The organism is Halomonas sp. KAO, assembly GCF_015595025.1.
Taxonomy (GTDB): Bacteria; Pseudomonadota; Gammaproteobacteria; order Pseudomonadales; family Halomonadaceae; genus Halomonas.
Genome location: NZ_JADNRL010000026.1, coordinates 378,883 through 404,987, shown reverse-complemented (window position 1 = coordinate 404,987; position 26,105 = coordinate 378,883). Strand labels below are relative to the sequence as shown.

The following is a 26,105-nucleotide window of genomic DNA, read 5'->3' as shown; positions in this document are numbered from 1 at the left end:
CTCTCCTATTTCCAGCGGCGCTCGTAGGCGCCCAGGGTGGTCGTGCTGCCTTCGGAGACCTCGCCCAGACCGGTCATCCAGGCGGGCTCGGTGTGGAAGCGTCCCGGGGCTCGTGCCAGGCGGTCCAGGGCCTGACGCCAGATGCCGGCCACCTTCGAGACATAGGCCGGGCTGCGCTGGCGCCCCTCGATCTTCACCGCGGCGATCCCGAGCTCCGCAAGCTCCGGCAGCAGCTCCAGGGTGTTGAGGCTGGTGGGTTCCTCGATGGCGTGATAGGTCTCGCCCTCTACCTCGAAGCGCCCCTTGCACAGGGTGGGGTAGCCGGCGTTCTCGCCCTCGCCGTAGCGGTCGATCAGCACGCCGTTCAGGCGCGACTCGAGGCCCTCCGGGGTCTCCTCCCAGCGCACATGGGCCGCCGGGGAGCAGACGCCGCGGGTGTTGGGGGACTCGCCGGTCAGGTAGGAGGAGAGATAGCAGCGCCCCTCGGCCATGATGCACAGGCTGCCGAAGGCGAATACCTCAAGCTCCACCGGACTCTGCTTCGCCAGGTCGCGTACCTGGGTCATGGAGAGCACCCGCGGCAGCACGGCGCGCTTGATGCCGAACTGGTCGTGGTAGAAGCGCAGCGCCTCATGGCTGGTCGCCGAGCCCTGCACCGAGAGGTGCCGGGCGAGATCCGGGTGGCGGCGGGCGGCATAGTCGAGCAGCCCCATGTCGGCCATGATCAGGGCGTCGACGCCGAGATCCGCGGCCTGGTCCACGGCGCGGGTCCACATCGCCCAGCCGTCCGGCTGCGGGTAGGTATTGATGGCGCAGAAGACCCGCTTGCCGCGAGCGTGGGCGTAGTCGATGCCCTCCCTGGCACGCTTGTCGGTGAAGTTGAGGCCGGCGAACTGGCGGGCGTTGGTGGTGTTCTGAAAGCCGAAATAGACGGCATCGGCCCCTTCATCCACGGCGCGCTTGAGGGCGGGCAGGTTGCCGGCGGGGCAGACGAGCTCCATGGTGAGCCTCCTGTGGTGGGAACTCCGACCATGCTAGTCGACTATCCCGCGCGGCCTTTTGACTCGGGTCATAAGGAGGCGTAGTCGGGTCTGGCGTCGCAGGGCGGGTACCCCAGGCGCAGGGTATCGGGAATGCGCGTCAGGCCATCTGGCAGCGTCACCGCGGCGGCCTGGCTGGCCGTCGTGGTGGCCGCCCCCACGGCGATGCTCAGGCGAGCGCCGGCCAGCGCCAGCCCGTCGTTGACGCCGTCACCGATAAAGGCGACGCCCGAACGGCGCTCCAGCGCTGTGACGAAGTCTGACTTCTGCTCGGGTGAGTGGCCCGCCAGCACGCGCCCCGGCGGGATGCCCAGCCCTACGGCCAGGGTCGCGGCCGCGAATATCAGCGGCAGCAACCATCGGGCAAGACGGTCGGCGAGGTGCTGCATGGCGCTCTTGCGACTGAGCAGGGCGCGCACCGAACGCGCGATGGCGTCGAGCCGGCGCGCGCCTCGACCGCGGCGGCGCAGCCGGCGCAGTGCATGCCCTCGACCGCCAGTACCCGCTCGACTTCGGTGGGCGCCGCCGCGTGAGCCCCGCCGGCGGCATTGGTGATGGTGACGTTCACTCTGGAAGAGTGAAGCTATCGCCGAGTGCCTCCACGCTCCAGGCGTCGTGATCGCCGTAGCGCTCCCGGTGCTCCTTCACCAGCGCCGGTTCGATCGCCGCGGCGTCGTTGTCCCAGGCGCCGCGGACATAGCTCAGCACCGTGGCCAGCTCCTCGGCGGAGAGCTTGTCGCCGAAGGCCGGCATGTTGCCCTGGTACTCCTCGCCGTCCACCGTGATCGGTCCGCTCAGGCCATCGTTGACGATCGCGACCGGCAGGGCGGGATCATTCAGCAGCCAGCGGCTGCCGACCAGCGGGGGAAAGGTGCCGGCCACGCCCTGGCCGGTTGGTTGATGGCAGGCGGCACAGTGGGTGGCGAAGAGCTTCTCGCCGTTCACACCACTACTGGCTGGCTCCTGCACCACGGCGGTGCGGCTGTCACCGCCCGTCAGCGGGGCACCGATGTTCCAGGCGTAGTAGCCGACGCCCCACACCAGCAGTATGCCGATCCAGATTATCACCAGGCGCGGTACCGGCCGCTGCCCCTCGCTGGGCTCGGGGTTTTCGCGCCGCTGGGCGCGCCGGGTATCGCGGGAACTCATTGGCCTTCTCCTTGCGCCTGCGCCGTCTCCGCCTGGGGCAGAGTCGAGGCGGGGTAGGTGCGGTCGAGTGACAGCAGGTAGGAGGTCAGCTCCAGCGCCTCGCGGGTCGCCACCACGGTGCCCGACTCGGGACCGTAGGGTTCGGGAATCTTGACCACGCGATCGCCCTCCGCGGGCGTATCGACCACGCGGAACAGGAAGCGATAGGCGGGCATGATGCTGCCTTCGACCACCGCGCGCGGGTTGTAGAGGTGCAGCAGGTGCCAGTCCACGCTGGGCTGGCGCGCCCCGATATTGAACAGGTCGGGTCCGGTGCGCATGGTGCCCATCAGGTGGGGCTGGTCGAAGGTGTAGTCGCCGGGCACCGAGGGCCGTCCCCAGCCGCGCTCGCCGTCGGCGCTGGAGAAGCCGGGGTCGCGGGGCTGCTGGCTGTGGCAGTAGACGCAGCCGTTGGCAATGTAGAGCTCCCGGCCGCGCTGCTGTGCGGTGGTGTAGGGCTCGAGCTGTTCTGGGACGGCCTCGGAAGAGAGCTGCACATAGGGCATGGCCACCAGGGTGAGCATGGCCAGCAGCAGGATGAGTGCCGCCCCGACCATGATCGCTAAGGCACGCTTCATTGCTGGGCCTCCACGCTGCTGTGCTTGTGCTTGTGCTGGCGCTCACCGGCGCGGAACAGCGTCGGCTGGCGCCGGTCCTTGCCGCGACGGGTCAGCATGGCCACGAAGTGCACGGCGAATATCAGATGACCCAGGGCCATCATGGCGCCGCCCAGGGTGCGCGCCTCCAGGTAGGGCAGGGTGAGGCGCACGATCTCCATGAATGGCGTGTCGGCGTCGAGCAGGGACAGGCCCTGTAGCCAGCCGCCTACGGAGAGCGCCACGACGTAGATCAGGATGCCGATCGAGACCAGCCAGAAGTGCAGGGTGATGAGGGGCCGCCAGGGCCACTCCCAGTTCAGCAGGCGCGGCATGATGAAGTAGATGGCGCCGAACAGGATCATGCTGAGGAAGGCGTACATCCCCAGGTGGGCGTGACCCACGGTGTAGTGGGTGAAGTGGGTGATGACATTGACGCTACGTAGCGCCTCCATGGAGCCCTGCAGCGACGACACGGTGTACATCAGCGCCCCGATCCAGACGAAGCGCAGGGTGGGCGAGCGCCGCAGCATGCCGAAGTGGCCCCACATGGTGCCATGGTGATTGATGGCGACGGTGATCACCGGTATCGACATCATCACGCTGTGCACGATGGAGAGCGTGACCAGCCAGGTCGGCACCGGCCCGCCCACCAGGTGATGGATGCCCACCTGGCTGTAGAACAGCGCCAGCGACCAGAAGCCGATCAGCGACAGCTGATAGGAGATGATCGGCCGGCCCAGGATCTTGGGAATCATGTAGTAGGCGATGCCGACCCCGATGGGAGTCACCCAGAGCCCCAGCACGTTATGGGCGAACCACCAGTTGACGGTGGCACCGGAGGCGCCGGGGAAGAGGCCGGGCAGGTTGGCCAGCAGGAAGAGGATGGGAAACCATACCAGGGCGGCCAGCAGGTACCAGCTGGTGACATAGAGGTGCGAGACACGCCGATTGGCGGCCGTCAGCACCAGAGGAATGGCACACAGGCCGCCGCCGATCACGAACAGGATGTCGACCTGCCAGGGGAATTCCAGCCACTCCTCTCCGTCGGAAAGCCCCAGGTTGATCGCCACCAGGCCCAGAATCATGCCGAGGTTCCAGAGGCCGGCCCCCGACAAGGCGTATCTGCCGCCCACCAGTGCCGTCTTGAACAGTCGCGGAATCAAAAAGATCGCGACCCCGACGCCGGCCATGGAGGCCCAGCCGTAGGCAACGGCATTGAGGTGCATGGGGCGAACCCGGCCGAAGGTGAGCCATTCGCTGTCGGCCAGCAGCTCGGGCCAGTGGAACTTGGCGGAGGTCAGCAGGCCGTAGCCGGAGCCAACCAGCAACCACAGCACCGCCGAGCCGAGCCAGGCCATCGTCGCGCGGCGGGAAGAGAGGTCCGCCTCTCCCCGCGCTCTCAGTTCGTCGGCGCTGACGTTGTCGTCGGTCGTTTCGGGGGTCACGGCGCGGGCCGGGTCCTCGCTGTACCCCTCCTCGCCCTCGAGAAAGATGGTTCTGGCGGCGAGTCGGCCGTGACTGAACTGGTTGGTGGCGATGGACCAGATCAACAGCAGCAGGCCCACTGCCGATACCACGAATGTGATGATAAGCAGGATAGCAATGGTGGGGGTCATGGAGTGCCTTCGATACTGTCTGCCTGCGCCGTCGTTGCAGGTTGGCCGGACAGGGAATGCTTTGTCGGAAGTTAGGTAGAACGGTGTGATTAACGCCCAATCTAAATTGATGATATATTGATGTATAATGAATATATTGGCGATTTGATATCAATAATGTTGATTCATGAGGGCGGATGGATATCGAACTGGCCAGGACATTCCTGGAGATTCTGCGCTACGGCAGCTTCAGTGGGGCGGCGGAGTCACAGCATGTCACGCAGACCACGGTCACCATGCGGATGCGCAAGCTGGAAGAGCGTCTCGGTTGCCGGTTACTGGAGCGCAATCGTGGTGGGGTGGCGATGACTGCCGACGGCGAACGCTTTGCCGAGCATGCCGCACGGCTGGTGCAGGTGTGGGAGGCCGCACAACGCGAGCTGCCGTTACCTCAGGGCATCCAGCGAATGCTCTCGCTGGGAGGGGAGACCAGCCTGTGGGACCCTCTGCTGACAGGTTGGCTGAATGCCCTCCGGGAGTCACAGCCTCAACTGGCGGTACGCATCGAGGTCGGTGCCCGTCACGAGCTTCAGGAGAAGTTGACCCAGGGCATGCTGGATGCGGCCCTGGTGCATCAGGTGGACTACTGGCCCAGCATGCAGGTCGAGCTCCTGCAAGAGGAAAGGCTGGTGATGGTGCGCACGCCGGGAGCCGATGCCACCAGCCCCTATCTTTATGTGGATTGGGGAGAGCTTTTCCGCCGTGAGCATGATGCGGCGCTGCCCCAGTTTGCCAGCCCGGTAATCGAGGTGAACCTGGGGCCGCTGGCCCTGCACTATCTCCTCAGCCATTCGGGGATGGGCTACTTTCGGCTAGGCGTCGTTCAATCCTACCTCGACCAGGGAGTACTCGAGCGAGTCCCTGGCATGCCGGAGTTCTCCTATCCCGTCTATCTGCTCCATCCGCGCGAGCGCAGGCCGGCGGGACTCGATGACGCTCTCACGCTTCTGTATCGACAAGTGGGCAGGATGGAATGACGGGCGTCCGATGCAGGGTGTCGCCAGTCGCCATCGTGATGGCGAAGTATCCCGGAAAGAGCCCGGCCGCGGCGCGATCGAGCCGCATGGCACTGCGCCTGAGCAGGGCCGGCATCAGTTCCCCGGCTCCGGGCCCAGCGCCTGGTGCAGGTCGGCAAGCAGGTCCTCGACATCCTCCAGGCCGACAGAGAGGCGCAGCATGCCGTCGCTGATGCCGCGTCGTGTGCGCTCCTCGGCCGAGAGATCCGCATGGGAGGTGGTGCAGGGCTGGGTCACCAGGCTCTCGGCACCCCCGAGGCTTGGGGCCAGGGCGAAGAGTGCCAGCCGGTCGGCCACGGCGGTGGCGGCAGCGCGCCCGCCGGCAATCTCCAGGGTGAGCATGCCACCGAAGCCACGCATCTGACGCCTTGCCAACGAATGCCCGGGGTGTGAGGGCAGGCCGGGATAGAGCACCCGGTCGATGGCGGGATGATCCAGCAGTGCCTCGGCGATGGCCTGGGCGGAAGCCTCATGGCGCTGCATGCGCAGCGGCAGGGTACGCAGGCTTCTCGACAGCAGCGAGGCTATCTGGGGGGAAAGGGCGCTGCCCAGGTTCTGACGCCATCGCCACATCGGCTCGAGCAGCCTGGCCGGCCCCATGACGGCACCGGCGGTCAGGTCGCTGTGCCCGCCCAGGTACTTGGTGGCGCTGTGTACCACGATATCGGCCCCCAGCGCCAGCGACTGCTGATTGATGGGGGTAGCGAAGGTGGCATCCACCGCCACCAGGGCGCCGTGGCGGTGGGCCTGCTCGGCCACCGCCGCGATATCGATCAGCTGCAGCGTCGGATTGGTCGGTGTTTCCAGGTAGACCAGCCCCGCACCCGACGCCAGCAGACGCTCCAGCGTATCGGGGTCATGCCCTTCCGGCATGAAGTGCGTCTCGATGCCCAGTTCGGGAAGCTGCTGCTCGAGCAGGCCCAGGGTACCGCCATACACCTCGCCCAGGCAGACGATGCCGCGCCGACCATGACTCAGGAACAGGGTGCTGATGGCGGCCATGCCGGATGAGAAGGCCCATGCCGCCTCGGCTCCCTCCAGCGCGGCCAGTGTCTCCTCCAGGGCAAAGAGAGTGGGGTTGAGGCCATAGCGGGAGTAGAGGGAGCCGCGGCGGCGGCCTTCGGTCACCTCCAGCAGCGCGGCGGTGTCCGGATAGGCGAAGGTGGTGGTGTCGTAGATCGGCATATGCGGGCTGCCGAAGGCATCACGCTGCTGCTGGCCATGGATGGCCCGGGTGGCGGGCCCGAGGTGGGACGAGCGAGTCTGTGGCATCCTGATTCTCCGACGAGTCGTGCCTGAATCTAGCCCTGTTTTCCCATGTTATCCATTTTATTACAATAAGTTAGAGTGATTGAGAAAGGCATGGTTCATGATATTCAGTGACTTTCCCGCATAAATTGATCGTGGTCAGAGATGTGACAACGAGGCCTGGCAGAGTCGCCAGGTGACCGCCGAAGGTAGTAATCAATTACTATCTTTTGAGATGCCAGCATGCCTATTTTCCATCACGCACGACGCTCAGGAATCCGCTCCGTCGTTGGCCTGCTGCTGGCGACACTGCTGGTACAACTCCCATTACTACGATCCCTTCTATAACACAGCGCTTGAACAGCATAACAGCGCCGCCGCCCTGGCCGGGGCGGCGCTGCTATGCGTATAGCTGTTATGCGTATCTAGGTGTGAGTGGCTTCAGGCGACGCCGAGGGGCTGCGAGGGGCCGAAGTGCTCGTAATGGCGGCGCTCATCGGGCACTCCCAGCTCGGCCAGCGCCCTGTCCACGGCGGTCATGAAGCCCTGGGGGCCGACGAAGTAGCAGCGGCCGCCTTTCGGCAGGTAGCTTGCCAGCAGGTCGCGATCGATTCGCCCGCTATGGTCGGCGGCACTGCCCGACTCGTGGATGCTGATGGCGTGTAGCCGATCGGGGTGCTTCGCGGCCAGGGCAGCGACCTCGTCACGGAAGGCGTGGTGCTCGGCATCCAGGGCGGCGTGCAGATAGACCACGCGTCGCCCCTGGCGCAGGGCATGGTGCGCCATGGGCAGCAACGGCGTCTGGCCGACCCCACCGCTGGCCAGAAGAAGAGGCTCGTCACCCTCGGCCAGGGTCAGGTCGCCGGCCGGTGGCAGCAGTGCGAGGGTATCACCCACCCCCATGGCGTCATGCAGATGGCGGCTGGCTCGGCCCCTTGGCTCGCGCTTGACCGAGATCCGGTAGCTCTGGCCGTTGGGCAGGGCCGACAGGCTGTAGTGTCGATAGACCGGCTCACCGTCGAGGGTCAGGCGTACGCCGATGTACTGGCCTGGCACATGGTCGGCGACGGGGCCACCGTCCACCGGCTCGAGCACGAAGGAGCGGATCACCGCACTCTCCTGGCGAACGGCGGCGATGCGGAACTCACGCGGCCCGCGCCAGCCGCCGGGGCACCGTTCGAACTCGCGATAGCGATACTCCTCCAGCTCGATAAGCAGGCCGGCCAGCTCCTCGTAGACGCCCTGCCAGGCGGCCGCCACCTCCGGCGTCACGGCGTCGCCCAGCACCTCGCCGATGGCGGCCATCAGGCATTCGCCGACCAGCGGGTAGTGCTCGGGTCGGATATCCAGGGAGACGTGCTTGCCGACGACGATGGCTAGGGTCTCGCGTACCTTTTCACGATCATGGCGCAGCTGCACATAGGCGAGCACGGCGGCCGCCAGCGCCCGTGGCTGGCCGCCATCGGCCTGATGAGCCTGGTTGAACAGCGGCTTCACTTGTGGGTAGCGCTGGAACAGCAGCGGGTAGAAGCGTTGGGTGATGGCGTCGAGGTGTTCGGCGACCACCGGGGCGGTGGCGGCGATCAGGTGTTCCTGCTCCTGGGTCAGCATCGAGGGGCTCCGTGGCGGGGGATGTGTTTAAGATGCGTACAAAATACATCTTTATTATCCTCGACACCACCCCGTGACACTACGCCGCGGCAATGCTCCTGGCTCAAACGCTCCTGGCTCAGTAGGCCCAGACGATGGCCATCAGCAGTCCCCAGGCCAGCACACCGGCGGCCATGATGGTGTAGGTGGCCGACATGGTGTTGATGTCGTTGTCGCGGCGTTCGCACAGCGCCTGAAGCCCGTGATAGACGAGGCTGCAGGAGATGCCCAGGGCCACCAGCACCGCCAGGGCATTGAGCAGCAGGCTGGGGATCAGCAGCACGATCGCCGATGACCACAGCGGCAGTGGTGCGAGGGCCGCCAGCAGGTAGGCGTCGTGATAGTCGATCGAGAGTTCACGGGTGCCATTGACGACGGCATGGATCAGCCAGCCCATCACGAAGAAGGTCAATAGCTCGGCCAGGAACAGGATGGTGGTGATAAAGCGCCACTCCCTGTCGGCGAAGCCCATGACGAAGTCATCCCCGTAGTGGGTACCGGCGTAGTAGAGCAGCACCGGCGGCAGCAGCGACATGGGCAGCACCAGGCACCAGCCCAGGGCAGGAATCGACGGCTTGCGGCCCTGCAGCGACTTCCAGCCCGCCTGGTGGGTAAAGGGCAGTCGAATCACGGTCAGCGGGTTCATTGCGGTATCCTCGGCGGTGGAAAAATATCATTATATGATATTATTGCTTAACGTTTAGGCAGCAACCTTCCTGCTGTCAAGCGGCTGAGACGTTGACCATGCCCATGCTGGATGCCCCTTATGAGCAATGACGCCCTTACCAAGCAGGACTTTCAGCGCCTTTCTCACTTTCGCTACCAGCTACGCTGCTTTCTGCGTCAGAGCGAGGATATCTGTCGCGAGCACGGCCTGACGCCGCTGCAGTACCAGCTGCTGCTTCATCTGCTGGGGTTCGAGAGGCGGGAGTGGGCGTCCGTCGGCGAGCTGGCGGAGCGGCTCCAGGCCAAGCACCACGGCACGGTGGCGCTGGTCGATCGCTGCGAACAGCTGGGCCTGGTGGAGCGCCGCACGAGTCGTGGCGACCGCCGGCGTATCGAGGTGCACCTGCTGGACCGTGGCGCCGAGCTGGCCCGGCGGATTGCCGAGCTGCACCAGCCGGAACTGCGTCACCTGCATGAGGAGTTCCACCTTCCCGGATGGCCCGAGCTGACCTGAGTGGCGAAGGGGCAAGCTGACCTGAATCAATGCGCACCGGGCCGTCTTCTGGTCTCCTTGCTGCGTTTCTCACCCATCCGAGGAGATGACATGAGCGATACACGCCAGCAGGACTGGGACCCCCGCGCCGAGGATGTCCTCGACGACCAGATTGCCGCCTATGACAGGATGCGCGGCCGCTGCCCGGTGGCCTTCAGCGACTACCTGCAGTGGTCCTTGTTTCGCCATGCAGATGTGAGGCGCGTTCTCGAGGATCACGACACCTTCAGCAATGCGGCCAGCCGTCACCTCTCGGTGCCCAATGCCATGGACCCGCCCGAACACACGCACTTTCGGCGCATCATCGAGCCCTATTTCGGGCCCGAGGCCATGGCCGAGTTTGCCCCGCAGTGCCGTGCCATCGCCGAGGGGGTGGTGGCCCGGCTTCCCGCCGACGGAGAGGTGGAGGCGATGGCCGAGATGGGGCAGGACTTCGCTCTGGAGATCCAGTGTGCCTTCATGGGCTGGCCGACCACGCTGCACGAGCCGCTGCGGGCCTGGGTGAAGCGCCAGCAGGCCGCCACCCTGGCCCAGGATCGTGAGGCGCTGGGGGAGCTGGCCTGTGAGTTCGACGGGGTGATCCGCGAGCAGCTGGCCAGCCGTCGCACGGCCGGCGATGATGCCCCGGATGATGTCACCACCCGCATCATGAACGAGACCGTCGAGGGCCGTGCGCTGACCGACGAGGAGATCGTCAGCATCCTGCGCAACTGGACGGTGGGGGAGCTCGGCACCATCTCGGCGAGCATCGGTATTCTGATGCGCTACCTGGCCGCCGACCCCGAGCTGCAGGGGCGGCTGCGTGCCGATCGCCACCAGCTCTCGACGGCCATCGACGAGATCCTGCGCCTCGACGCGCCGTTGATGTCCAATCGGCGCATCGCCACCCGTGCGGTGGAGGTCGGCGGCCGTCGCCTCGAGGCCGGCGAACGCCTGACGATCCTGTGGGGCTCGGCCAATCGCGACGAGGCGGTATTCGAGGCTCCCGACGAGGTCCACCTGGATCGCGACCCCGCAGACAACCTGCTCTATGGGGCGGGAATCCATGTCTGTCCCGGAGCGCCGCTGGCGCGCATGGAGCTCGAGGACTTCATGGATGCGCTGCTCGACGCCACGGTCGACATCGCCCCGCTGCCGGGTCGCCCCGCGGTACGCGCGCTCTATCCTGCCGGCGGCTACTCCGAGGTGCCGCTGCACGTGCGTCGCTGATCCCTCACTATCTTCTCCCTGAGCCCTCATAAAGCAGATAGCGAGAGGCGCCGGGGCAGACCGAAGAGGGGGCCGGGGTAGCGCCAGAAATGGGTTTACAGCGCCCCCTCGTCGAGCAGCTAGTCAACTCCGGTTGCTTCGCTCCGGCGGCGGAACGGCCTTTCTAATAAGAAGCATTTTTGATGCCTGTAATGGAAGTCATGCGCCCGTCGGCGCACAATGATCCCATCCAAGCCTCCTGACGGGGTATCCTGACATGTCCTCCTCCCGCACCAGCCAGACCGCCATCTCGCCGACGCATCTACCCGTGGCGCGCCTGGCCTTCCGGCCCTTCTTCCTGCTCGCCGCGCTGTTCAGCATCCTCTCCCTGATGGTGTGGTTCGCCTTCTGGCACGGCGATATCCTGCTGCGCCCCCAGGGGGGGCTGATGTTCTGGCACCAGCACGAGATGCTGTTCGGCTTCGCCACCGCCGTGGTGGCGGGCTTCCTGCTCACCGCGGTGCAGAACTGGACCGGACTGCCCAGCCTGAAGGGTGGCCCGCTGCTGGGCCTGGTCGGGCTCTGGTTGCTGGCGCGGGTGCTGATGGCCTTTCCCATGGCGCTGCCGGGCTGGCTGGTGGCGACGGTCGATCTCGCCTTCCTGCCGGTGGTGGCGGCGGTGATGGCGAGCCTGGTGATTCGCGCCCGGCGCTGGCGAAACCTGATCTTCCTGCCGGCTTTGGGGCTTCTGACCCTGGCCAACCTGCTGATGCACCTGGGCGACTTGAGCGGCAAGGCGGAACTGATCCGGCCCGCCGCTCACCTGGCGGTATTGCTGATCACGCTGCTGATGGTGGTGGTGGGCGGCCGGGTGATCGCCATGTTCACCGCCAACCGGCTGGGCCTCACGCGCAAGCCACCGATCCCGGCCCTCGAGACCCTGAGCCTGGGCAGCGTGATGGCGGTGGTGGTGAGCCAGCTGCTTGTTGCCCTGGGGGTGCCGCTACCGACGTGGCTGTTGGCAGGGCTGATGGGGCTTGCGGCATTGGCCAATGCCGTGCGCATGTCGCGCTGGGGCGGCCTGCACGGCTGGCGTGAGCCGCTGCTGTGGGGACTGCATCTGAGTTACGCCTGCATTCCGCTGGGCCTCGCCATGTGGGCCCTGGCGCTGCTCGCCGACAGCCGCGCCGATGCCGCGCTGCATGCCCTGACCATCGGTGGCATGGGCACCATGATGCTCTCGATGATGGCACGCGTCTCGCTGGGCCATACCGCGCGCCCCGTCCGTACGCTACCCGGCATCGGTGTGGCCCTGGGGCTGCTGGTGGCCGCCGCACTGCTGCGTTCACCGGTACTGGTGCTGTTCCCGCAGATCACCCACTGGACCTATAACCTGGGAATCATCTTCTGGTGCCTGGCCTACGGGGTCTTCCTGTTCCACTATACGGGCCCGCTGCTGTCGCCGCGTGCCGATGGCAAGGATGGCTAACCCGAGACAAGGAACCCCTCGTGATGGAGAACTACCTGGTGATCAAGCATCTGCATATCACCGCCGCCACCCTGAGCATTCTCTTCTTCATGCTGCGTGCCGTCTGGTCGGTGCGCGAGGCGTCGCTGCTGCAGGCGCGCTGGGTCAGGATCGCCCCCCATATCATCGACACCCTGCTGTTGACGCTGGGTGTGGTGCTGATGGTGATGCTCTCCCTGTGGCCCCATCAGCACCCCTGGCTCGCCGCCAAGCTGATCGCCCTGCTGGCCTATATCGGCCTGGGAACCGTGGCGATCAAGCGTGGGCGGAGCCCGGCGACGCGCGGCATGGCCGCCGTGGCCGCGGTGCTCGTCTTCCTCTATATGCTGGGGGCGGCCATCCGTCATAGCGCGCTCTCCTGGCTGGCCTGACTCGAGAGCCACATGACATCGATCCGCCGTGACGTGGGGCGAGTCGATAGGCCTATACTGATGTGACACTCCTCCGCAGCAAGGAAAATGGCATGTCGAAACAGGATCTACCTTCCGGTGCCGGCCAGGTGGCCGAGCAGTATCCCGAGGTGTGGGACGCCTACGCCGAGCTGGGCAAGGCCTGCGCCGAGAGCGGCCCGCTGGATGCCCGCACGCGTCGGCTGGTAAAGCTGGCCCTGGCCGTGGGTGCGCGCTCCGAGGGTGCCGTGCACTCCCATGCCCGCCGCGCCCTGGAGGAGGGCGAGACCAGCGAAGCCCTCAAGCAGGTGGCCATGCTGTCTATCCCCACCCTGGGGCTGCCGCGTGGTGTCGCCGCCCTCACCTGGATCGAGGACATCACCGACGAGCGCTGAGCACTATCCTTGGGCGACAGATTTCTCACCCCTGTCGCCCCTTCCTTCCCGCACTAATTGACCGGCGTCAAAGTCTGACGCCCTTCTCGTCTGCTAGTCTTAACATGTATCGATAATGCATGTTAATAAATCGCCAGGCGCCAATCGCAGATCAGCGACGCGCCTGCCAGACGAGCAAGGGGGAAAGGCTCATGGCCGACGGTCTCACCAAGTCGGCGGCCCGCAATATCTTCTATGGCGGGTCGCTGTTCTTCTTTCTGCTTTTCGCCGCCCTGACGGCGCACAGCCACTGGTACATGGTCAACAAGTCCACCGACAAGGAGGGGCTCACCGAGTCGGTCGTGGAAGGCAAGCACATCTGGGAAAGGAACATGTGTGTCAACTGCCACAGCATCATGGGCGAGGGCGCCTACTTCGCACCGGAGCTGGGCAACGTCTGGGAGCGCTACGGCGGCCACCAGAACCCCGAGGCGGCGCGTGCCGGCCTGGCCGCGTGGATTCGTGCCCAGCCCCTGGGCACCCAGGGCCGCCGCCAGATGCCGGCCTACGACTTCAGCGACGAGGAGATGAGCGCGCTGATCGACTTCCTCGAGTGGACCGACAGCATCGACGACCAGGACTGGCCACCACATCCCGCCGGGTAAGCCACCTGACCGCGGGGTCGTCTGACCGCCGGACCGCCGCAACGCGGATGAATCAAGGAGAACGACACCGATGAAATATGAAACCCAGAAGGTGGCACTGCCATTCTTCATGGTGGCCATGGCGCTCTTTGCCCTGCAGATCGTCTTCGGGCTGCTGGCCGCCGCCGTCTATGTCTGGCCGAACTTCATGGCCGAGGCCATGCCCTTCAATATCATGCGGGTGAGCCATACCAACCTGCTGATCGTGTGGCTGCTGCTTGGCTTCATGGGCTCCACCTACTATCTGATGCCGGAAGAGGCGGAGCGCGAGATCCATAGCCCCACCATCGCCTATATCCAGCTGGCGATCTTCGCCTTCGCCGGTGCCGCGGCGCTGGTCGGCTACCAGTTCGGGATCCACGAGGGGCGCGAGTTCCTGGAGCAGCCGTTCTGGGTCAAGGTGCTGATCACCATCTCCTTCCTGATGTTCCTGTTCAACACCAGCATGACGCTCGCCAAGGGGCGCAGAACCGCCATCAACATGGTGCTGATGCTGGGCCTGTGGCTGGCCGCGGTGTTCTGGCTGTTCGCCTTCTACAACCCCAGCAACCTCGCCGTGGACAAGCTCTACTGGTGGTGGGTGGTGCACCTCTGGGTCGAGGGTGTCTGGGAACTGATCATGGCCTCCCTGCTCGGCTACCTGTTGATCAAGATGACCGGCGTCGACCGCGAGGTGATCGAGAAGTGGCTCTACGTCATCGTCGGCCTGGCGCTGTTCTCGGGCCTGCTGGGCACCGGACACCACTACTACTGGATCGGCGCGCCGAGCTACTGGCAGCCCATCGGCAGCATCTTCTCCACCCTGGAGGTGCTCCCCTTCTTCGCCATGGTGGTGTTCGCCTTCACCATGTTCTGGAAGGGCAGCCGTAACCACCCCAACAAGGCCGCCATGCTGTGGGCACTCGGCTGCCCGACCATGGCCTTCTTCGGCGCCGGCGTGTGGGGCTTCATGCACACCCTGCACTGGGTCAACTACTACAGCCACGGCACCCAGGTCACCGCGGCCCATGGCCACCTGGCCTTCTACGGGGCCTACGTGATGCTGCTGCTGGGCATCATCAGCTTCGCCATGCCCCAGCTGCGCCGCGTTCAGCCCTACAACCAGGTGATCAACATGTGGGGCTTCTGGATCATGACCGGCGCCATGGCCTTCATGACCTTCACACTGACCTTTGCGGGCGTCGTCCAGACCCACCTGCAGCGTGTGCTGGGCATGAACTTCATGGAGGTGCAGGACCAGCTGGTGCTGTTCTACGCCATGCGGCTGGGCGCCGGCGTCGCCGTGGCCATCGGTGCCTGCCTGCTGCTCTATGCCTTCTTCGGCCCTGTCCGCGAGCAGGTTCCCGCTGGTGGCACCCAGTTGACCGCAGGCCCGGGTCGCGCCTGATCACCCGAGGGCCCCGCAAGGGGCCTTCTTCGATTGTCTTTGCTGATGGTTTTTGATGACTGTCCCTGATGGAGTTATGCCATGACCCTCTCCACCGCGGCGGCGAAGCCCGCCGACCGGGAGATTCCCTACTACGACAGCGTGGGCAACGAGTGTGCGATGTTCGAGCACGCCTATGCCCAGCGCCTGCCGCTGCTGCTCAAGGGCCCCACCGGCTGCGGCAAGACCCGCTTCGTCAGTCATATGGCTGCCAGACTGGGCAAGCCGCTGTTCACCGTCTCCTGTCACGACGACCTTACCGCCGCCGACCTTACCGGACGCTACCTGCTGCAGGGCGGCGAGACACGCTGGGTCGATGGGCCTCTCACCCGCGCCGTGCGCGAGGGCGGCATCTGCTACCTCGACGAAGTGGTCGAGGCGCGCAAGGATGTAACCGTGGTGCTGCACCCGCTGACCGACGACCGCCGACTGCTGCCGCTGGAGCGTACCGGCGAGCTGCTCGAGGCGCCGGACGACTTCATGCTGGTGGTCTCCTACAACCCCGGTTATCAGCATATCCTCAAGTCACTCAAGCCCAGCACCCGCCAGCGCTTCGTGGCGATGACCTTCGACTTCCCCCCGCCGAAGGTCGAGCGCGATATCGTGGCCCGCGAGAGCGGCCTGGAACCGGATCGCTGTGCGGCACTGGTCAACCTGGCGGCCAGCCTGCGGGCCATGAAGGGCCAGGATCTGGAGGAGGGCATCTCCACTCGCCTGCTGGTCTACTGCGCGACCCTGATCCAGGCCGGCATGCCGATCCGCGACGCCGCCCGCGCCACCCTGGTGGAGCCACTCACCGATGATACCGACGTCCAGGAGGGCCTGATGGAAGCCATTCGGGCGACCTTCGGCTGAGACGATACCGATAGGGTGCCGAGGAATCTGGCAGATACGGCTCGCCGGACAGGGGCGCCGGGGGCAGGTCGAAGAGGAGGTCATTTGCCAGGGATGGCAAATGTAGCGCCCAGGGACGGGTTCACAGCGCCTCCTCGTAGGTCCTGCCACCGGGGAAAGCCCCGGCGGTCCATCCGTGCTGCGTCACACCGGCTCGACACGTATATCAGGAGGCTATGGATGCTGGACTTTCTTGAGGTCGAGGAGACCGTCGGCCGCTACTGGCACCGCTGGGCTTCCGGGGCGGCGAGCTACCCCGACCATCCCGAGGCGGCGGTCAGCCTCGAGAGCCTGCGCCCCATGCTCGGCGTCTTCTTTCGTGCCGGCGGAGGAGAGCAGGGCATCGAGGTGGCCGCCATCGCCCGGCGCGCCTCGGCCCACCGGCTGAGCCTGCGCCAGCGCCTGGGTCTCGACGAGGAGTCCCTCGACCAGGCCCGCCGCGATGAGGAGCATCTGCTGCTGCCACCGCGCCTGGCGCTGTTTCCCGAGGCCTCCCTCAACCGCGACCTCTATCTATGGCTGACCGCCTATCTGGCCGAGGCGCGGCCGCGGGGTCTTCCCGAGGATCCCCTGCAGGCCGACCTGACGCGGCTGCGCGAGGCGCGCCGTACCACCCGGGCCGCCCTGGCGCGCTTCCCCGGGCTGACCGAGCGCTATGTGCGGCTATGTGGCGAGCTGCTCGCCATCCGCCCCCAGCGCAAGCGCCTGCCCGCCATGGAGCGGGCCCTGGAGGCCGCACTCTGTGCCGAGCTGGGGGCGCTTGACCCCGAGGACGCCTGGGCGGTGGCCATGCAGCGCGCCATCCGTGAGGATGACTTCCCCCTCGAGGAGTTTCGTGCCCCCCGCGGCTATCGTCCGCCGCTGCCGGTGCCGCTCTGGGGTCAGGCGGTAACCCTTGGGACCAGCAGCGGCGCCCGCGAGGAGAGTGCGGATGACGAGGAGCTGCCCGATGCCGCCGCCTCGGCCGACGACGACCATGGCAAGCGCCAGGCCGATCGTCGCGAGCAGGAGCAGGCCGATCGCGATGATCCTCTGATGCTCAACAATATGGAGAAGATGCTCTCCTGGGCCGAGATGGTGAACCTCAATCGTCATGTGGAGGACGAGGACGAGGAAGAGGCGAGGCAGGCGGCGGACCAGATGGACGAGATCGTGCTCAGCGCCAATCGCAAGAAGGCCGCCTCCCGCCTCAAGCTCGACCTCGACCTGGCCCCCGAGGAGGCCGCCGGTGGCCGCCTCAAGGGCAAGCACCCCTACCCGGAGTGGAATCATCGCAAGCAGACCTATCTGCCCGATCACTGCCTGGTGCTCAGCGACGTGCAGAGCGAGGAGGGGGAGAACTGGGAACCGGATGAAGCGACTCGTCGGCGTATCCGTCGCGTGCGGCGCGAATTCGAGGCACTGCGCCCGCGGCGCGAGATCCTGCGTGGTCAGCTGGATGGTAGCGAGCTCGACATGGACGCCGTGATCCGCTCGCGCTGCGATCTGGCCGCCACCGGCGAGGCGAGTGACCGCCTCTATCTGGCCAGCCGCACCCAGGCTCGGGATCTGGCGGTCTCGATCCTGGTGGATGTGTCGCTCTCCACCGAGGCGTGGCTGCAGGATCGCCGCGTGCTCGATGTGGCCAAGGAGGCCCTGCTGGTGCTGGGGCACGGTCTGGCGGGCTGCGGCGACGACTACTCGATCCACAGCTTCACCTCCCAGCGTCGCCACAAGGTGTGGGTCAATACGCTAAAGTCATTCGACGAGCCCATGGGGGAGCGGGTGACGCGGCGTATCTCGGCGCTGAAGCCGGGTAGCTACACGCGCATGGGACCGGCGATTCGTCACCTCTCCAGGCAGCTGAGCGAGCGTCCCAACCGTCATCGCCTGCTGCTGATGCTGACCGACGGCAAACCCAACGATAACGACTACTATGAGGGCCGCTACGGTATCGAGGATACCCGCAAGGCGGTGCTCGAGGCGCGGCGCCAGGAGGTGAAGGTGTTCGGGGTGACCATCGATCGCGAGGCGGGGCAGTATATCCCTCACCTGTTCGGTCGCGGTGGCTACGCCATCGTACAGCGTCCCGAGCACCTCGCCCTGGCGTTGCCGAGCATCTATCGCCAGATCATCGCCACCTGAGCCGCTGTCATCCGAACCATCGCCGAGGAGATGCGCCCATGACCTCTCGAACCCGACTGATTCTCGCCGTGGCGGCCTGGTGTCTGGTCGCCGTGGCGCTGGTGCTGCCGCTGGTGTGGCTGATCAATAACCGCGACTGGGGTGTCGGCCTGATACTGCTGGCGCCGGTGCTGGTCTACGGCCTGATGCGCCTGGGGCGTTCCCTGGAGAGCTGGGCTCGGGCGAGTGCACCGCCGAAGCATCCTCAGCGACGCTAGGACGATAGAATGTGACGAAATATGAGGGGCGCTGGTGGCAAGCCGACGAGGAGGTCCTATGCCAGGGATGGCATCGGTAGCGCCCAGGGAGGGGTCCACAGCGCCTCCTCAAAGGCTTGCCTCCAGATCAGCCCCGACCGATCAGGGCTAGATGCGATAGCCTCGCCTGCACTTGCAGGCCCTTTGTTGTGTGACGCTCAAGCAATGCGCCTCAGGCCATCCGGCCCACCAGATAGCCGGTACCGATCAGCGCCAGGGTGAGGATCACCAGGCCCACGAAGGCCCCCTTCCAGGCCGGGGTGGCCCTGCGCAGGTTGAGATAGACCATCAGCAGGCGCTGGGCCTTGAAGCCGGTGGCCAGGATGACCAGCGCCGCCGACCATAGCGGCAGCGTCTGCCAGTCACTGGCGTCGAGCAGCGCCGAGACCATCGACACCACCGTCAGGCCCATCAACACGGCCCAGGTGGTCAGCAGGCGGCGGGTGCCGGGCAGCGATGTCATGCGACCTCCGTTTTCAGCGCAGCAGGGAGCCTTCAGCCCAATAGATGCCGTCAGCGCAATAAATAGAGCAGCGGATAGAGCAGGATCCAGATCAGGTCGACCATATGCCAGAAGGCGGCGGCGGTCTCCACGTTCTCCAGGCTGGTACGCCAGCTGACCAGTCCCAGCAGCGCCAGGCCGAACAGCACATGGGCGAAATGAAAGGCGGTCAGCCCATAGTAGAAGCCGAAGAAGGTGTTGGTGTCCGGGGTGATGCCGATGGCGAACTTGCTCGAATACTCGACCACCTTGATCACGCCGAACAGCACGCCGAGCCCCATGGAGGCGGCCAGCCACTGGCGGGCACGCCGGATGCGCTCGCTGGCGGTGGCCTCCACCGCCAATGCCACACAGAGCCCGCTGGTCAGCAGCACCAGGGTGTTGAGCCCTCCCAGCAGCGGATCGAGCTGCTGCTGGGAGGCGTCGAACAGCGCCACCTGGGCGGCGCGCTCCGAGGAGTAGAGGGCGAAGAACGCCATGAACACCAGCAGCTCGCTGAGGATCAGCACCCATATCAGCGGGTTGCCGGGCAGGGCAGAGAGCGGCCCCCAGCCGGGGTTGGGAAGCTCCTGCTCCCTCATGCGTCGCTCAGGGTGACCCGGGCGCCGCCGAAGGCCAGGCTGCGCGGGTTATCCACCGGGCGGTTGGAGGTCAGCCGAGCGATACCCACGGCACAGCGGCCTACCATCCAGATCAGGCAGGCGGTGAAGTAGAGGTAACCCAGGGCCCAGGGAGCCATGGGCGGCGTGCCGACCAGGCCGAGCAGCTGCCAGGCGGCGGTGAAGAGAGCGCCGCCAAGAACGCCCAGCCAGAAGGTGCGAATCTGGAACTGCAGATGGCTCTTCACCCAGGGCTCGGCGCCGCGCTGCTTGACGTGGGCGATCAGCACGCCGGCAGGCGCCGTGATCACCGCCAGCACGCTGCCCAGGAAGAGCATGTAGACGATGATGGCGGCGCCGCGCCCCCGGGACTGCTTGCCGGCAGGGGCTTCGTTCATATGGCGAGCATTGGTGGGTATGGCCTGAGGGGTGGACATGGCGGGTCCTCGCGTGACAGGCGACCGGCCCTGACGAGCCGGTCTAATAATGTATCCAGAATGCTATTATAGTGCGAGGCCCTGTGCATCACCTTGGCCTGGATCAACTCACGGCCGGCTTTTCGGGATGCCTGGCGTCGCGGGTCAGCATCGGGGCGCGGCGCTCGGTCCACCACATCCAGATGATCGAGACCAGGGTCACGCCGAAGCAGAGCATCCAGACGGTGGTGGCCACGCCGGTGAGATCCACCAGGGCGCCGAACATGATCGGCAGCAGGAAGCCACCCACCCCGCCGGCCAGCCCGACGATGCCGGAGACCAGGCCGAGGTTCTCGTGGTACTCGTTGGAGAGGTACTTGAACACCGAGGCCTTGCCGATGCCCCAGGCGATGCCCACCACGAACAGCGCACTGGTGAACAGCCATACCGGGATGCCGAAGCCAAACTCCACCACCCCTTCGCCGCCGGCGCCGGCCACACGGTACTGGGTCTCGGGGTAGGACATGATGAACAGGGCGATCAGGCTGGCCCACATGCAGGCCCAGGTGACGGTATGCGCCCCGAAGCGGTCGGAGAGCCAGCCGCCGAAGGCGCGGATCACGCCGGAGGGCAGCACGAAGATGGTGGCGATCAGGGCGGCGACCTGAATGCCGAGGCCGTACTCCCCCATGTAGTAGCGGGTCAGCCACAGGGAGACGCCGACATAGCCGCCGAACACCACGGAGTAGTACTGGCAGTACTTCCACACCTTGGGGTCGTTGAGCACCTTGAGCTGGTCACGCAGCGAGACACGGCTGGCTGAGCGGTGGCTCGGGTTGGAGTAGGTGAAGAACCAGAACAGCACGGCGGTGACCAGCATGATGCCCGCGTAGATATTGGGCACCGCCTGCCAGCCCAGCACCACGATCACGGTGGGGGCGATGAACTTGGTGACCGCGGCACCGGCGTTGCCGGCGCCGAAGATGCCCATGGCCAGGCCCTGGCGATCCTTCTCGAACCACTTGGCGGTGTAGGTGATGCCCACCGAGAAGGAGCCGCCGGCCAGGCCGACGAAGGCGCCCAGTACCAGCAGCTGCCAGTACTCGGTGGCGAACTGCACCAGCCAGATGGCCGGCACGATCAGCAGCAGGATGATGAAGAACACCGGCCGGCCACCGTGGCGATCGGTCAGCGAGCCCAGGGGCAGGCGCGCCAGGGCGCCGGTCAGGATGGGGACCGCGGTGAGGATGCCGAACTGGGTACCGTTGAGGCTGAGCTCCTCGGCGATCGGCACGCCGATCTCGCCGAACATGGTCCACACCATGAAGCACATGGTGAAGGCGAAGGTGTTGGCGATCAGCACCGAGGTCTGCTTGAAGCGTTCAGAGGCCATGGGACCCTCCGAGTCTATCGGGTTAAGGGACGATATCGGGTTCGGTAAGGGATCAGGGGTTCTTCACATAGGCGCCGGGACGCAGGTAGAACCACCAGTTGACCACCAGACAGACGGCGTAGAAGACCGCGAAGCCGTACATGGCGAGCTCCGGCGTGCCGGCCTTGATCTGCTCACCCATCACCCGGGGCGCGATAAAGGAGCCATAGGCGGCGACGGCGGAGGTCCAGCCCAGTGCCGGGCCCTTCTGCTGGGGATCGAAGATGAAGCCGATGCTGCGGAAGGTCGAGCCGTTGCCGATGCCGCTGGCGGCAAACAGCAGGATGAACAGGAGCAGGAACATCCAGAAGTACTGGTTGGGGTCGGTGGCGTTGTAGGCCAGCATCATCACGTAGCCGGCGCCCACGGAGCCTACCACCATGATGGCGGTGATCACCTGGGTGACGATGGAGCCGCCCAGCTTGTCGGAGATCCAGCCGCCCACCGGACGGATCAGGGCGCCGACGAAGGGACCCATCCAGGCCCAGGTCAGGGCGCTGGGGGCGTCCGGGTTGGCGACACGGGTCATGCTGCCATCGGCGGCCACCTCCATCATGTTGCCGAAGATCACCGAGATGGAGAGCGGCAGGGCCGCTGAGAAGCCGATGAAGGAGCCGAAGGTGGCGATATAGAGCACGGTCATCGACCAGGTGTGCTTGTTGGAGAAGATCTCGAACTGCTTCTTGATGGCGGGCTTGATATCACCCGGGATCAGGCGCAGCAGCACCACGGTCAGCACGATGGTCAGCGGCAGGGCGATCCACATGTTGAGATAGCCCAGCGCCACCACGCCGGCGATGGAGGTCACGATGCCGACTCCGTAGAGGCCGAGAATCTTGCCGAAGGCCTGCAGGGGGGAGCCCGGGTTCGGGGTGATGGTGCGCAGGTTGTTCATGCCGAACCAGCCCGCGAAGGCCAGTGGAATCAGCAGCAGCATCCACACGAAGCCGGCGTTCTGGATCCAGGTATCGGTGCCCGCCTCGATGCGCCCGATCAGGGTGCCACTGGCCTTCTCAAGCGCCATCGGCTCGCCCCCCAGGGCGCCGAACAGGCCCACCGTCATCACCAGCGGGATCAGGATCTGCATGGTGGTGACGCCGAAGTTGCCGAGCCCGGCGTTCATGCCCAGGGCATAGCCCTGCTGCTTCCTGGGGAAGAAGTTGGAGATGTTGCTCATCGAGTTGGCGAAGTTGCCGCCGCCGATGCCCGAGAGCAGTGCCAGGGCCTGGAACACCCAGAACGGCGTCCCGGGATTCATCAGCGCGATGCCGGTTCCCATCGCGGGGAGCATCAGCAGGGCGGTGGTCAGGAAGATGGTATTGCGACCGCCGGCGATACGGATCATGAAGGAGGCCGGGATGCGCAGGGTGGCACCGGCCAGGCCGGCGATCGCGGTCAGGGTGAACAGCTGCTCCACCGAGAACGGAAAGCCCAGGTTCTGCATCTGAGTGGTGATCATGCCCCACATCAGCCAGACGGCGAAGCCCAGCAGCAGGCTGGGAATGGAGACCCACAGGTTGCGGTTGGCAACCCGCTTGCCCTGCGACTCCCAGAACTCCTCGTTCTCGACATCCCACCGTTCGATGTCGGCATTCCTTCCGGTCATGACGTTTCCCCCTTGAGGTCTAGCGGTGTTCGCATCGGCCATGATCGGGTTGATCAATATCAAGGCGCGCGAAGATGGGGAAAAGATACGCCGCGCGGCGGCATCGGGAAACGTGGCATGCGGCTCCCCCTGGCGGTGGCATACCTCCAGGGGGGTAGGAGAGGGTTGATTTTAATTTGCTGTTTTTATTGAGTTATTTTTATTTCAGAGGTAAGGGTAAGGGGCGCGTCGACGCCCCGGGGGTATTTGGAGGTATCCACACAGAGCCTGCTTCGGCTAGCGCTCGATGCCCTCCTGTACGGCCCACACCGCCGCCTCGACCCTCGAGCGCAGGTTGAGCTTCTTGAGCAGGTGCTTGACGTGGACCTTCACCGTGCCCTCGGTGATCTCCAGCTTGCGGGCGATCATCTTGTTGGAGAGCCCCGCGGCCAGTTCGCGCAGGATCTCGCGCTCCCGCTGGGTCAGGCTGTGGATATCCGGTGCCGCCGGCTGGCTGCGCTGCTTGCGCAGTGCATCGGCGAGCAGCGACGTCAGGCTCTCGCTGAGCACCATGCGGCCCAGTGCCGCCTGACGCAGCTGACGAATCATCTCGTCGGGGTCCATGTCCTTGAGCAGGTAGCCATCGGCGCCCGACTGCAGGGCGTTGACCACATCCTCTTCATGGTCCGAGACCGTGAACATCACCACCCGACCGGCGAAGCCGTTGCCGCGTAGCCGCCTGAGTGTCTCGATGCCGTCGATTCCCGGCATGTTGAGGTCGAGCAGCACCATGTCGGGGTCGAGCTCCCGAGCCAGGCGGATCCCCTCCTCGGGCTCGCCGGCCTCGCCGGCGAGCAGCAGGTCATCCTCCAGCTCCAGCAGCTGGGAGACGCCGCGGCGCAGTAGCGGATGATCGTCGATGATCAGGATGGTGGCGGGGTGATCGGTCGTGGTAGCGGTCATCCTCGACTCCTGTAGCCATGGGGGGGATCGGTCGCGTCGTCGGCCGTGGGGGCGGCGTCGTCTGGGTGGAGGGCCACCTGCTGGTGGATCAGACGGGCGGTCTTGGGTGTGAAGATCAGCTCGACCCGCGTACCGCCGTCGGGGCGATTATGCAGGCTCAGGCGGCCGCCCAGGGAGTCGGCACGGTCGCGCATGATCACCAGCCCGTAGTGCATCGGTGGCGAGCCGTCGTCGGCCAGGCCGATGCCGTCGTCCTCGATGACAACGTGCAGCCGGGCCGCCTGGAAGTTGACGGTAACGGCGGTCCAGTGGGCGTTGGCATGCTTGAGCACGTTGGCCAGCGCCTCGCGCACCACCTGCAGCACGTGGATATCTTCATTGGGGCTGAGCAGGTGGGGTGGGACGTCGATCTCCAGGTGGACGGCGAAACCGAGACGCTCGCCGAACTCCCGGGCCGTCTGACGCAGGGCGCTGGCCAGACCCGGAGCCTCCAGCTTGAGGCGGAAGGTGGTGAGCAGCTCGCGCAGCTGACGGTAGGCGCTGTCGAGTCCGGTGCGCAGCTCGTCGAACACCGCCGCCTGGCTCTCCCGCGGGGCATCCTTCTGCTGCATGCGCTCGAGCCTTGCCACCTGCATCTTGAGATAGGAGAGCGACTGGGCCAGGGAGTCGTGCAGCTCCCGGGCGATGATGGCGCGCTCGTTCATCAGCGACACCTGCTGCTGCTCCTCGATACGGCGCTGCAGATAGATCGCATTGGCCAGCTGGTCGGCCAGGGCATTGAGCAGGCGGCGCACGCTGGCGGAGAGCGGCTGGCTCCTGGAGTGCCATACCTCCAGGGTGCCGAGCATCAGCTCGCCGACGCTCACCGGCAGCAGCAGGCACTCCCCCTGTTCGGTCTGCTCCAGCCTGAGGGGCGCGTGGTCGATCAGGCAGGCGTGGCAGTCGTGGTCGCGGCAGTACTCCGGGCGGCGCGGCGAGTGAGTGGCGAGTATCGGGATCTGGCGATCATCGTAGGGGTCGTTCAGCGATAGCCGAATCGGACCGACCTCGAGCAGCTGCTCCAGCTCGCGCAGCATGGGCGCGGCGCTGGCGCAGAGGTCGTTGCCACCGCCGTAGAGGGCGCGGCTGCCATCGTGCATCACCTCCATGGCCCGATTGCTGCGCTCGAGCTCCCGCTGCTTGCGCGAGGCGCGCGCCTCCAGCTCGGCGTAGCTGGCACCGAGCTCCGTCGCCATGCCGTCGAGGGTGCGCCCGAGCAGGGCAAGTTCGTCGTTGCCGGTCAGGTGCGCACGGTAGTCGAAGTTGCGTCGGGCGGCTTCGCGGGCCAGTACCACCAGCTGGCGCAGAGGCGCCACCAGGTTGTGACGAATATCATAGAGGGCGATGGCCACCACGACCGCGGTCAGCACCAGGAACAGGACCTGCAGCACGCTGAGCAGCTGGATCTTCGACTCGCTGTTCTGTTCGAGGAGGCTGACCAGCCGATCGATGTCCGCCACCAGGCTGTCCAGCGTCTGACGCAGCGGGTCGATCTGCACCCTTGCCTCGTCGATGGCCTGGGTCACCTGGGGGGCCAGCGCCGTGTGCCAGTTCGCCACCAGCAGCCGGTAATGCTCCCGCAGGGGGTGGTCCTCGGCCTTGGGCAGCGTGGCGGTCAGTCGTGGGCTGGCCAGGCGGGTCTCCAGGCGTGACATCAACGCTTCCACTCGCTCGCGTTGCGCCGGTTCGGGGTGCCGCTCGTAACGTTGCAGGGCCGCGACGATCTGGTAGGTGTTCATGCGCAGCGAGCCGGCCACGTTGATGGCGGCGGCGTCACCACGGCTGTCGTTGGCCACCGTCATGGTGACCACGATGCTGACCAGGGCCATGGCGCTGATGGCGAGCAGGGAGGCGACGATGCGGGCCACCAGGGAGTGTTGCAGCAGTCTCATAGTCTCCACTGGCCGTCGGGGAGTGGCACATTGCATGGTGCTGGCTCGAGTCTACTACACCCAAGGGGGTAGGGCAGGTACCTCCACTGCCCCTTTGACCCCGGGGGCGGCTCTACACAGACTTTGATCACACTCCATC

The 26,105-nt window shown here is 65.8% G+C and carries 26 protein-coding genes; 11 read left to right on the top strand and 15 right to left on the bottom strand.

What is annotated here, in order from left to right; translation table 11 throughout:
* Positions 1-5: 5 nt before the first annotated feature.
* The 5 genes from ubiU to IOC61_RS15595 all read right to left on the bottom strand — a co-directional run bounded on the left by ubiU (position 6) and on the right by IOC61_RS15595 (position 4,443).
* Entirely contained in the window at positions 6-1,001 is a 996-nt protein-coding gene (gene ubiU / locus IOC61_RS15615; RefSeq protein WP_195689646.1) for a ubiquinone anaerobic biosynthesis protein UbiU, read from the bottom strand.
* 68 nt (positions 1,002-1,069) lie between these two features.
* Entirely contained in the window at positions 1,070-1,429 is a 360-nt protein-coding gene (locus IOC61_RS15610) for a hypothetical protein (RefSeq protein WP_229333175.1), read from the bottom strand.
* Between the two features lie 175 nt (positions 1,430-1,604).
* Positions 1,605-2,189 carry a c-type cytochrome gene (locus IOC61_RS15605; RefSeq protein WP_195689644.1) on the bottom strand — a complete coding sequence of 195 codons (585 nt, stop codon included), beginning with the start codon at positions 2,187-2,189 and terminating at the stop codon, positions 1,605-1,607.
* Positions 2,186-2,806, bottom strand: coding sequence for a cbb3-type cytochrome c oxidase subunit II (locus tag IOC61_RS15600; protein ID WP_195689643.1), 621 nt, complete (start codon positions 2,804-2,806; stop codon positions 2,186-2,188). The genes IOC61_RS15605 and IOC61_RS15600 overlap by 4 nt, the downstream gene beginning before the upstream one ends.
* Complete coding sequence (locus IOC61_RS15595; RefSeq protein ID WP_195689642.1) at positions 2,803-4,443, bottom strand: cbb3-type cytochrome c oxidase subunit I; 1,641 nt, start codon at positions 4,441-4,443, stop codon at positions 2,803-2,805. Before IOC61_RS15595 ends, IOC61_RS15600 begins: the two co-directional genes overlap by 4 nt.
* 176 nt (positions 4,444-4,619) lie before the next feature.
* Between IOC61_RS15595 and IOC61_RS15590 the strand changes: the two genes are divergently transcribed.
* Positions 4,620-5,459, top strand: a complete 840-nt coding sequence (locus tag IOC61_RS15590; protein ID WP_195689641.1) for a LysR family transcriptional regulator — start codon at positions 4,620-4,622, stop codon at positions 5,457-5,459.
* A gap of 114 nt (positions 5,460-5,573) precedes the next feature.
* On the opposite strand, the gene IOC61_RS15585 is transcribed toward IOC61_RS15590, so the two are convergent.
* From IOC61_RS15585 to IOC61_RS15575, 3 genes are all read right to left on the bottom strand, one after another.
* Positions 5,574-6,770, bottom strand: a complete 1,197-nt coding sequence (locus tag IOC61_RS15585) for a trans-sulfuration enzyme family protein (protein WP_195689640.1) — start codon at positions 6,768-6,770, stop codon at positions 5,574-5,576.
* 417 nt (positions 6,771-7,187) lie between these two features.
* Positions 7,188-8,357, bottom strand: coding sequence for an NO-inducible flavohemoprotein (gene hmpA / locus IOC61_RS15580; protein ID WP_195689639.1), 1,170 nt, complete (start codon positions 8,355-8,357; stop codon positions 7,188-7,190).
* Between the two features lie 118 nt (positions 8,358-8,475).
* Positions 8,476-9,042: a YIP1 family protein gene (locus IOC61_RS15575; protein ID WP_195689638.1), complete on the bottom strand. Its 567-nt coding sequence runs from the start codon at positions 9,040-9,042 to the stop codon at positions 8,476-8,478.
* Between the two features lie 120 nt (positions 9,043-9,162).
* On the opposite strand from IOC61_RS15575, the gene IOC61_RS15570 reads away from it, so the two are divergent.
* The 10 genes from IOC61_RS15570 to IOC61_RS15525 all read left to right on the top strand — a co-directional run bounded on the left by IOC61_RS15570 (position 9,163) and on the right by IOC61_RS15525 (position 18,499).
* On the top strand, positions 9,163-9,576 hold the full coding sequence (locus tag IOC61_RS15570) for a MarR family winged helix-turn-helix transcriptional regulator (RefSeq protein WP_195689637.1): 414 nt from the start codon (positions 9,163-9,165) through the stop codon (positions 9,574-9,576).
* Positions 9,577-9,666: 90 nt separating this feature from the next.
* Positions 9,667-10,824, top strand: coding sequence for a cytochrome P450 (locus IOC61_RS15565; RefSeq protein ID WP_195689636.1), 1,158 nt, complete (start codon positions 9,667-9,669; stop codon positions 10,822-10,824).
* Positions 10,825-11,080: 256 nt separating this feature from the next.
* Positions 11,081-12,292, top strand: coding sequence for an NnrS family protein (locus IOC61_RS15560; protein ID WP_195689635.1), 1,212 nt, complete (start codon positions 11,081-11,083; stop codon positions 12,290-12,292).
* 23 nt (positions 12,293-12,315) lie between these two features.
* Complete coding sequence (locus tag IOC61_RS15555) at positions 12,316-12,702, top strand: SirB2 family protein (RefSeq protein ID WP_195689723.1); 387 nt, start codon at positions 12,316-12,318, stop codon at positions 12,700-12,702.
* Positions 12,703-12,794: 92 nt separating this feature from the next.
* The gene (locus tag IOC61_RS15550; protein ID WP_132041737.1) at positions 12,795-13,115 is read left to right on the top strand and encodes a carboxymuconolactone decarboxylase family protein; all 321 of its coding nucleotides are present in this window, start codon (positions 12,795-12,797) and stop codon (positions 13,113-13,115) included.
* Positions 13,116-13,306: 191 nt separating this feature from the next.
* A complete protein-coding gene (locus IOC61_RS15545; protein ID WP_195689634.1) occupies positions 13,307-13,759 on the top strand; it encodes a c-type cytochrome in 453 nt (150 codons plus the stop codon).
* 70 nt (positions 13,760-13,829) lie between these two features.
* Positions 13,830-15,185, top strand: coding sequence for a cbb3-type cytochrome c oxidase subunit I (locus IOC61_RS15540; protein ID WP_195689633.1), 1,356 nt, complete (start codon positions 13,830-13,832; stop codon positions 15,183-15,185).
* An 81-nt stretch (positions 15,186-15,266) separates the two neighbouring features.
* The gene (locus IOC61_RS15535) at positions 15,267-16,079 is read left to right on the top strand and encodes a CbbQ/NirQ/NorQ/GpvN family protein (RefSeq protein ID WP_195689632.1); all 813 of its coding nucleotides are present in this window, start codon (positions 15,267-15,269) and stop codon (positions 16,077-16,079) included.
* A 219-nt stretch (positions 16,080-16,298) separates the two neighbouring features.
* Positions 16,299-18,242, top strand: coding sequence for a nitric oxide reductase activation protein NorD (locus IOC61_RS15530; protein ID WP_195689631.1), 1,944 nt, complete (start codon positions 16,299-16,301; stop codon positions 18,240-18,242).
* A gap of 38 nt (positions 18,243-18,280) precedes the next feature.
* A complete protein-coding gene (locus IOC61_RS15525) occupies positions 18,281-18,499 on the top strand; it encodes a hypothetical protein (RefSeq protein WP_195689630.1) in 219 nt (72 codons plus the stop codon).
* Positions 18,500-18,710: 211 nt separating this feature from the next.
* On the opposite strand, the gene IOC61_RS15520 is transcribed toward IOC61_RS15525, so the two are convergent.
* The 7 genes from IOC61_RS15520 to IOC61_RS15490 all read right to left on the bottom strand — a co-directional run bounded on the left by IOC61_RS15520 (position 18,711) and on the right by IOC61_RS15490 (position 25,966).
* Positions 18,711-19,001 carry a cytochrome C oxidase subunit IV family protein gene (locus IOC61_RS15520; protein WP_195689629.1) on the bottom strand — a complete coding sequence of 97 codons (291 nt, stop codon included), beginning with the start codon at positions 18,999-19,001 and terminating at the stop codon, positions 18,711-18,713.
* Positions 19,002-19,051: 50 nt separating this feature from the next.
* Complete coding sequence (locus IOC61_RS15515; RefSeq protein ID WP_195689628.1) at positions 19,052-19,621, bottom strand: cytochrome c oxidase subunit 3 family protein; 570 nt, start codon at positions 19,619-19,621, stop codon at positions 19,052-19,054.
* On the bottom strand, positions 19,618-20,076 hold the full coding sequence (locus tag IOC61_RS15510) for a DUF4870 family protein (RefSeq protein WP_229333174.1): 459 nt from the start codon (positions 20,074-20,076) through the stop codon (positions 19,618-19,620). The genes IOC61_RS15515 and IOC61_RS15510 overlap by 4 nt, the downstream gene beginning before the upstream one ends.
* Before the next feature lie 103 nt (positions 20,077-20,179).
* Positions 20,180-21,448 carry an MFS transporter gene (locus IOC61_RS15505; protein WP_195689627.1) on the bottom strand — a complete coding sequence of 423 codons (1,269 nt, stop codon included), beginning with the start codon at positions 21,446-21,448 and terminating at the stop codon, positions 20,180-20,182.
* A gap of 52 nt (positions 21,449-21,500) precedes the next feature.
* The gene (locus tag IOC61_RS15500) at positions 21,501-23,093 is read right to left on the bottom strand and encodes an MFS transporter (RefSeq protein ID WP_195689626.1); all 1,593 of its coding nucleotides are present in this window, start codon (positions 23,091-23,093) and stop codon (positions 21,501-21,503) included.
* 276 nt (positions 23,094-23,369) lie between these two features.
* Positions 23,370-24,035, bottom strand: coding sequence for a two-component system response regulator NarL (narL, locus tag IOC61_RS15495; protein ID WP_195689625.1), 666 nt, complete (start codon positions 24,033-24,035; stop codon positions 23,370-23,372).
* Complete coding sequence (locus IOC61_RS15490; RefSeq protein WP_195689624.1) at positions 24,032-25,966, bottom strand: histidine kinase; 1,935 nt, start codon at positions 25,964-25,966, stop codon at positions 24,032-24,034. Before IOC61_RS15490 ends, narL begins: the two co-directional genes overlap by 4 nt.
* Between the last annotated feature and the right edge of the window lie 139 nt (positions 25,967-26,105).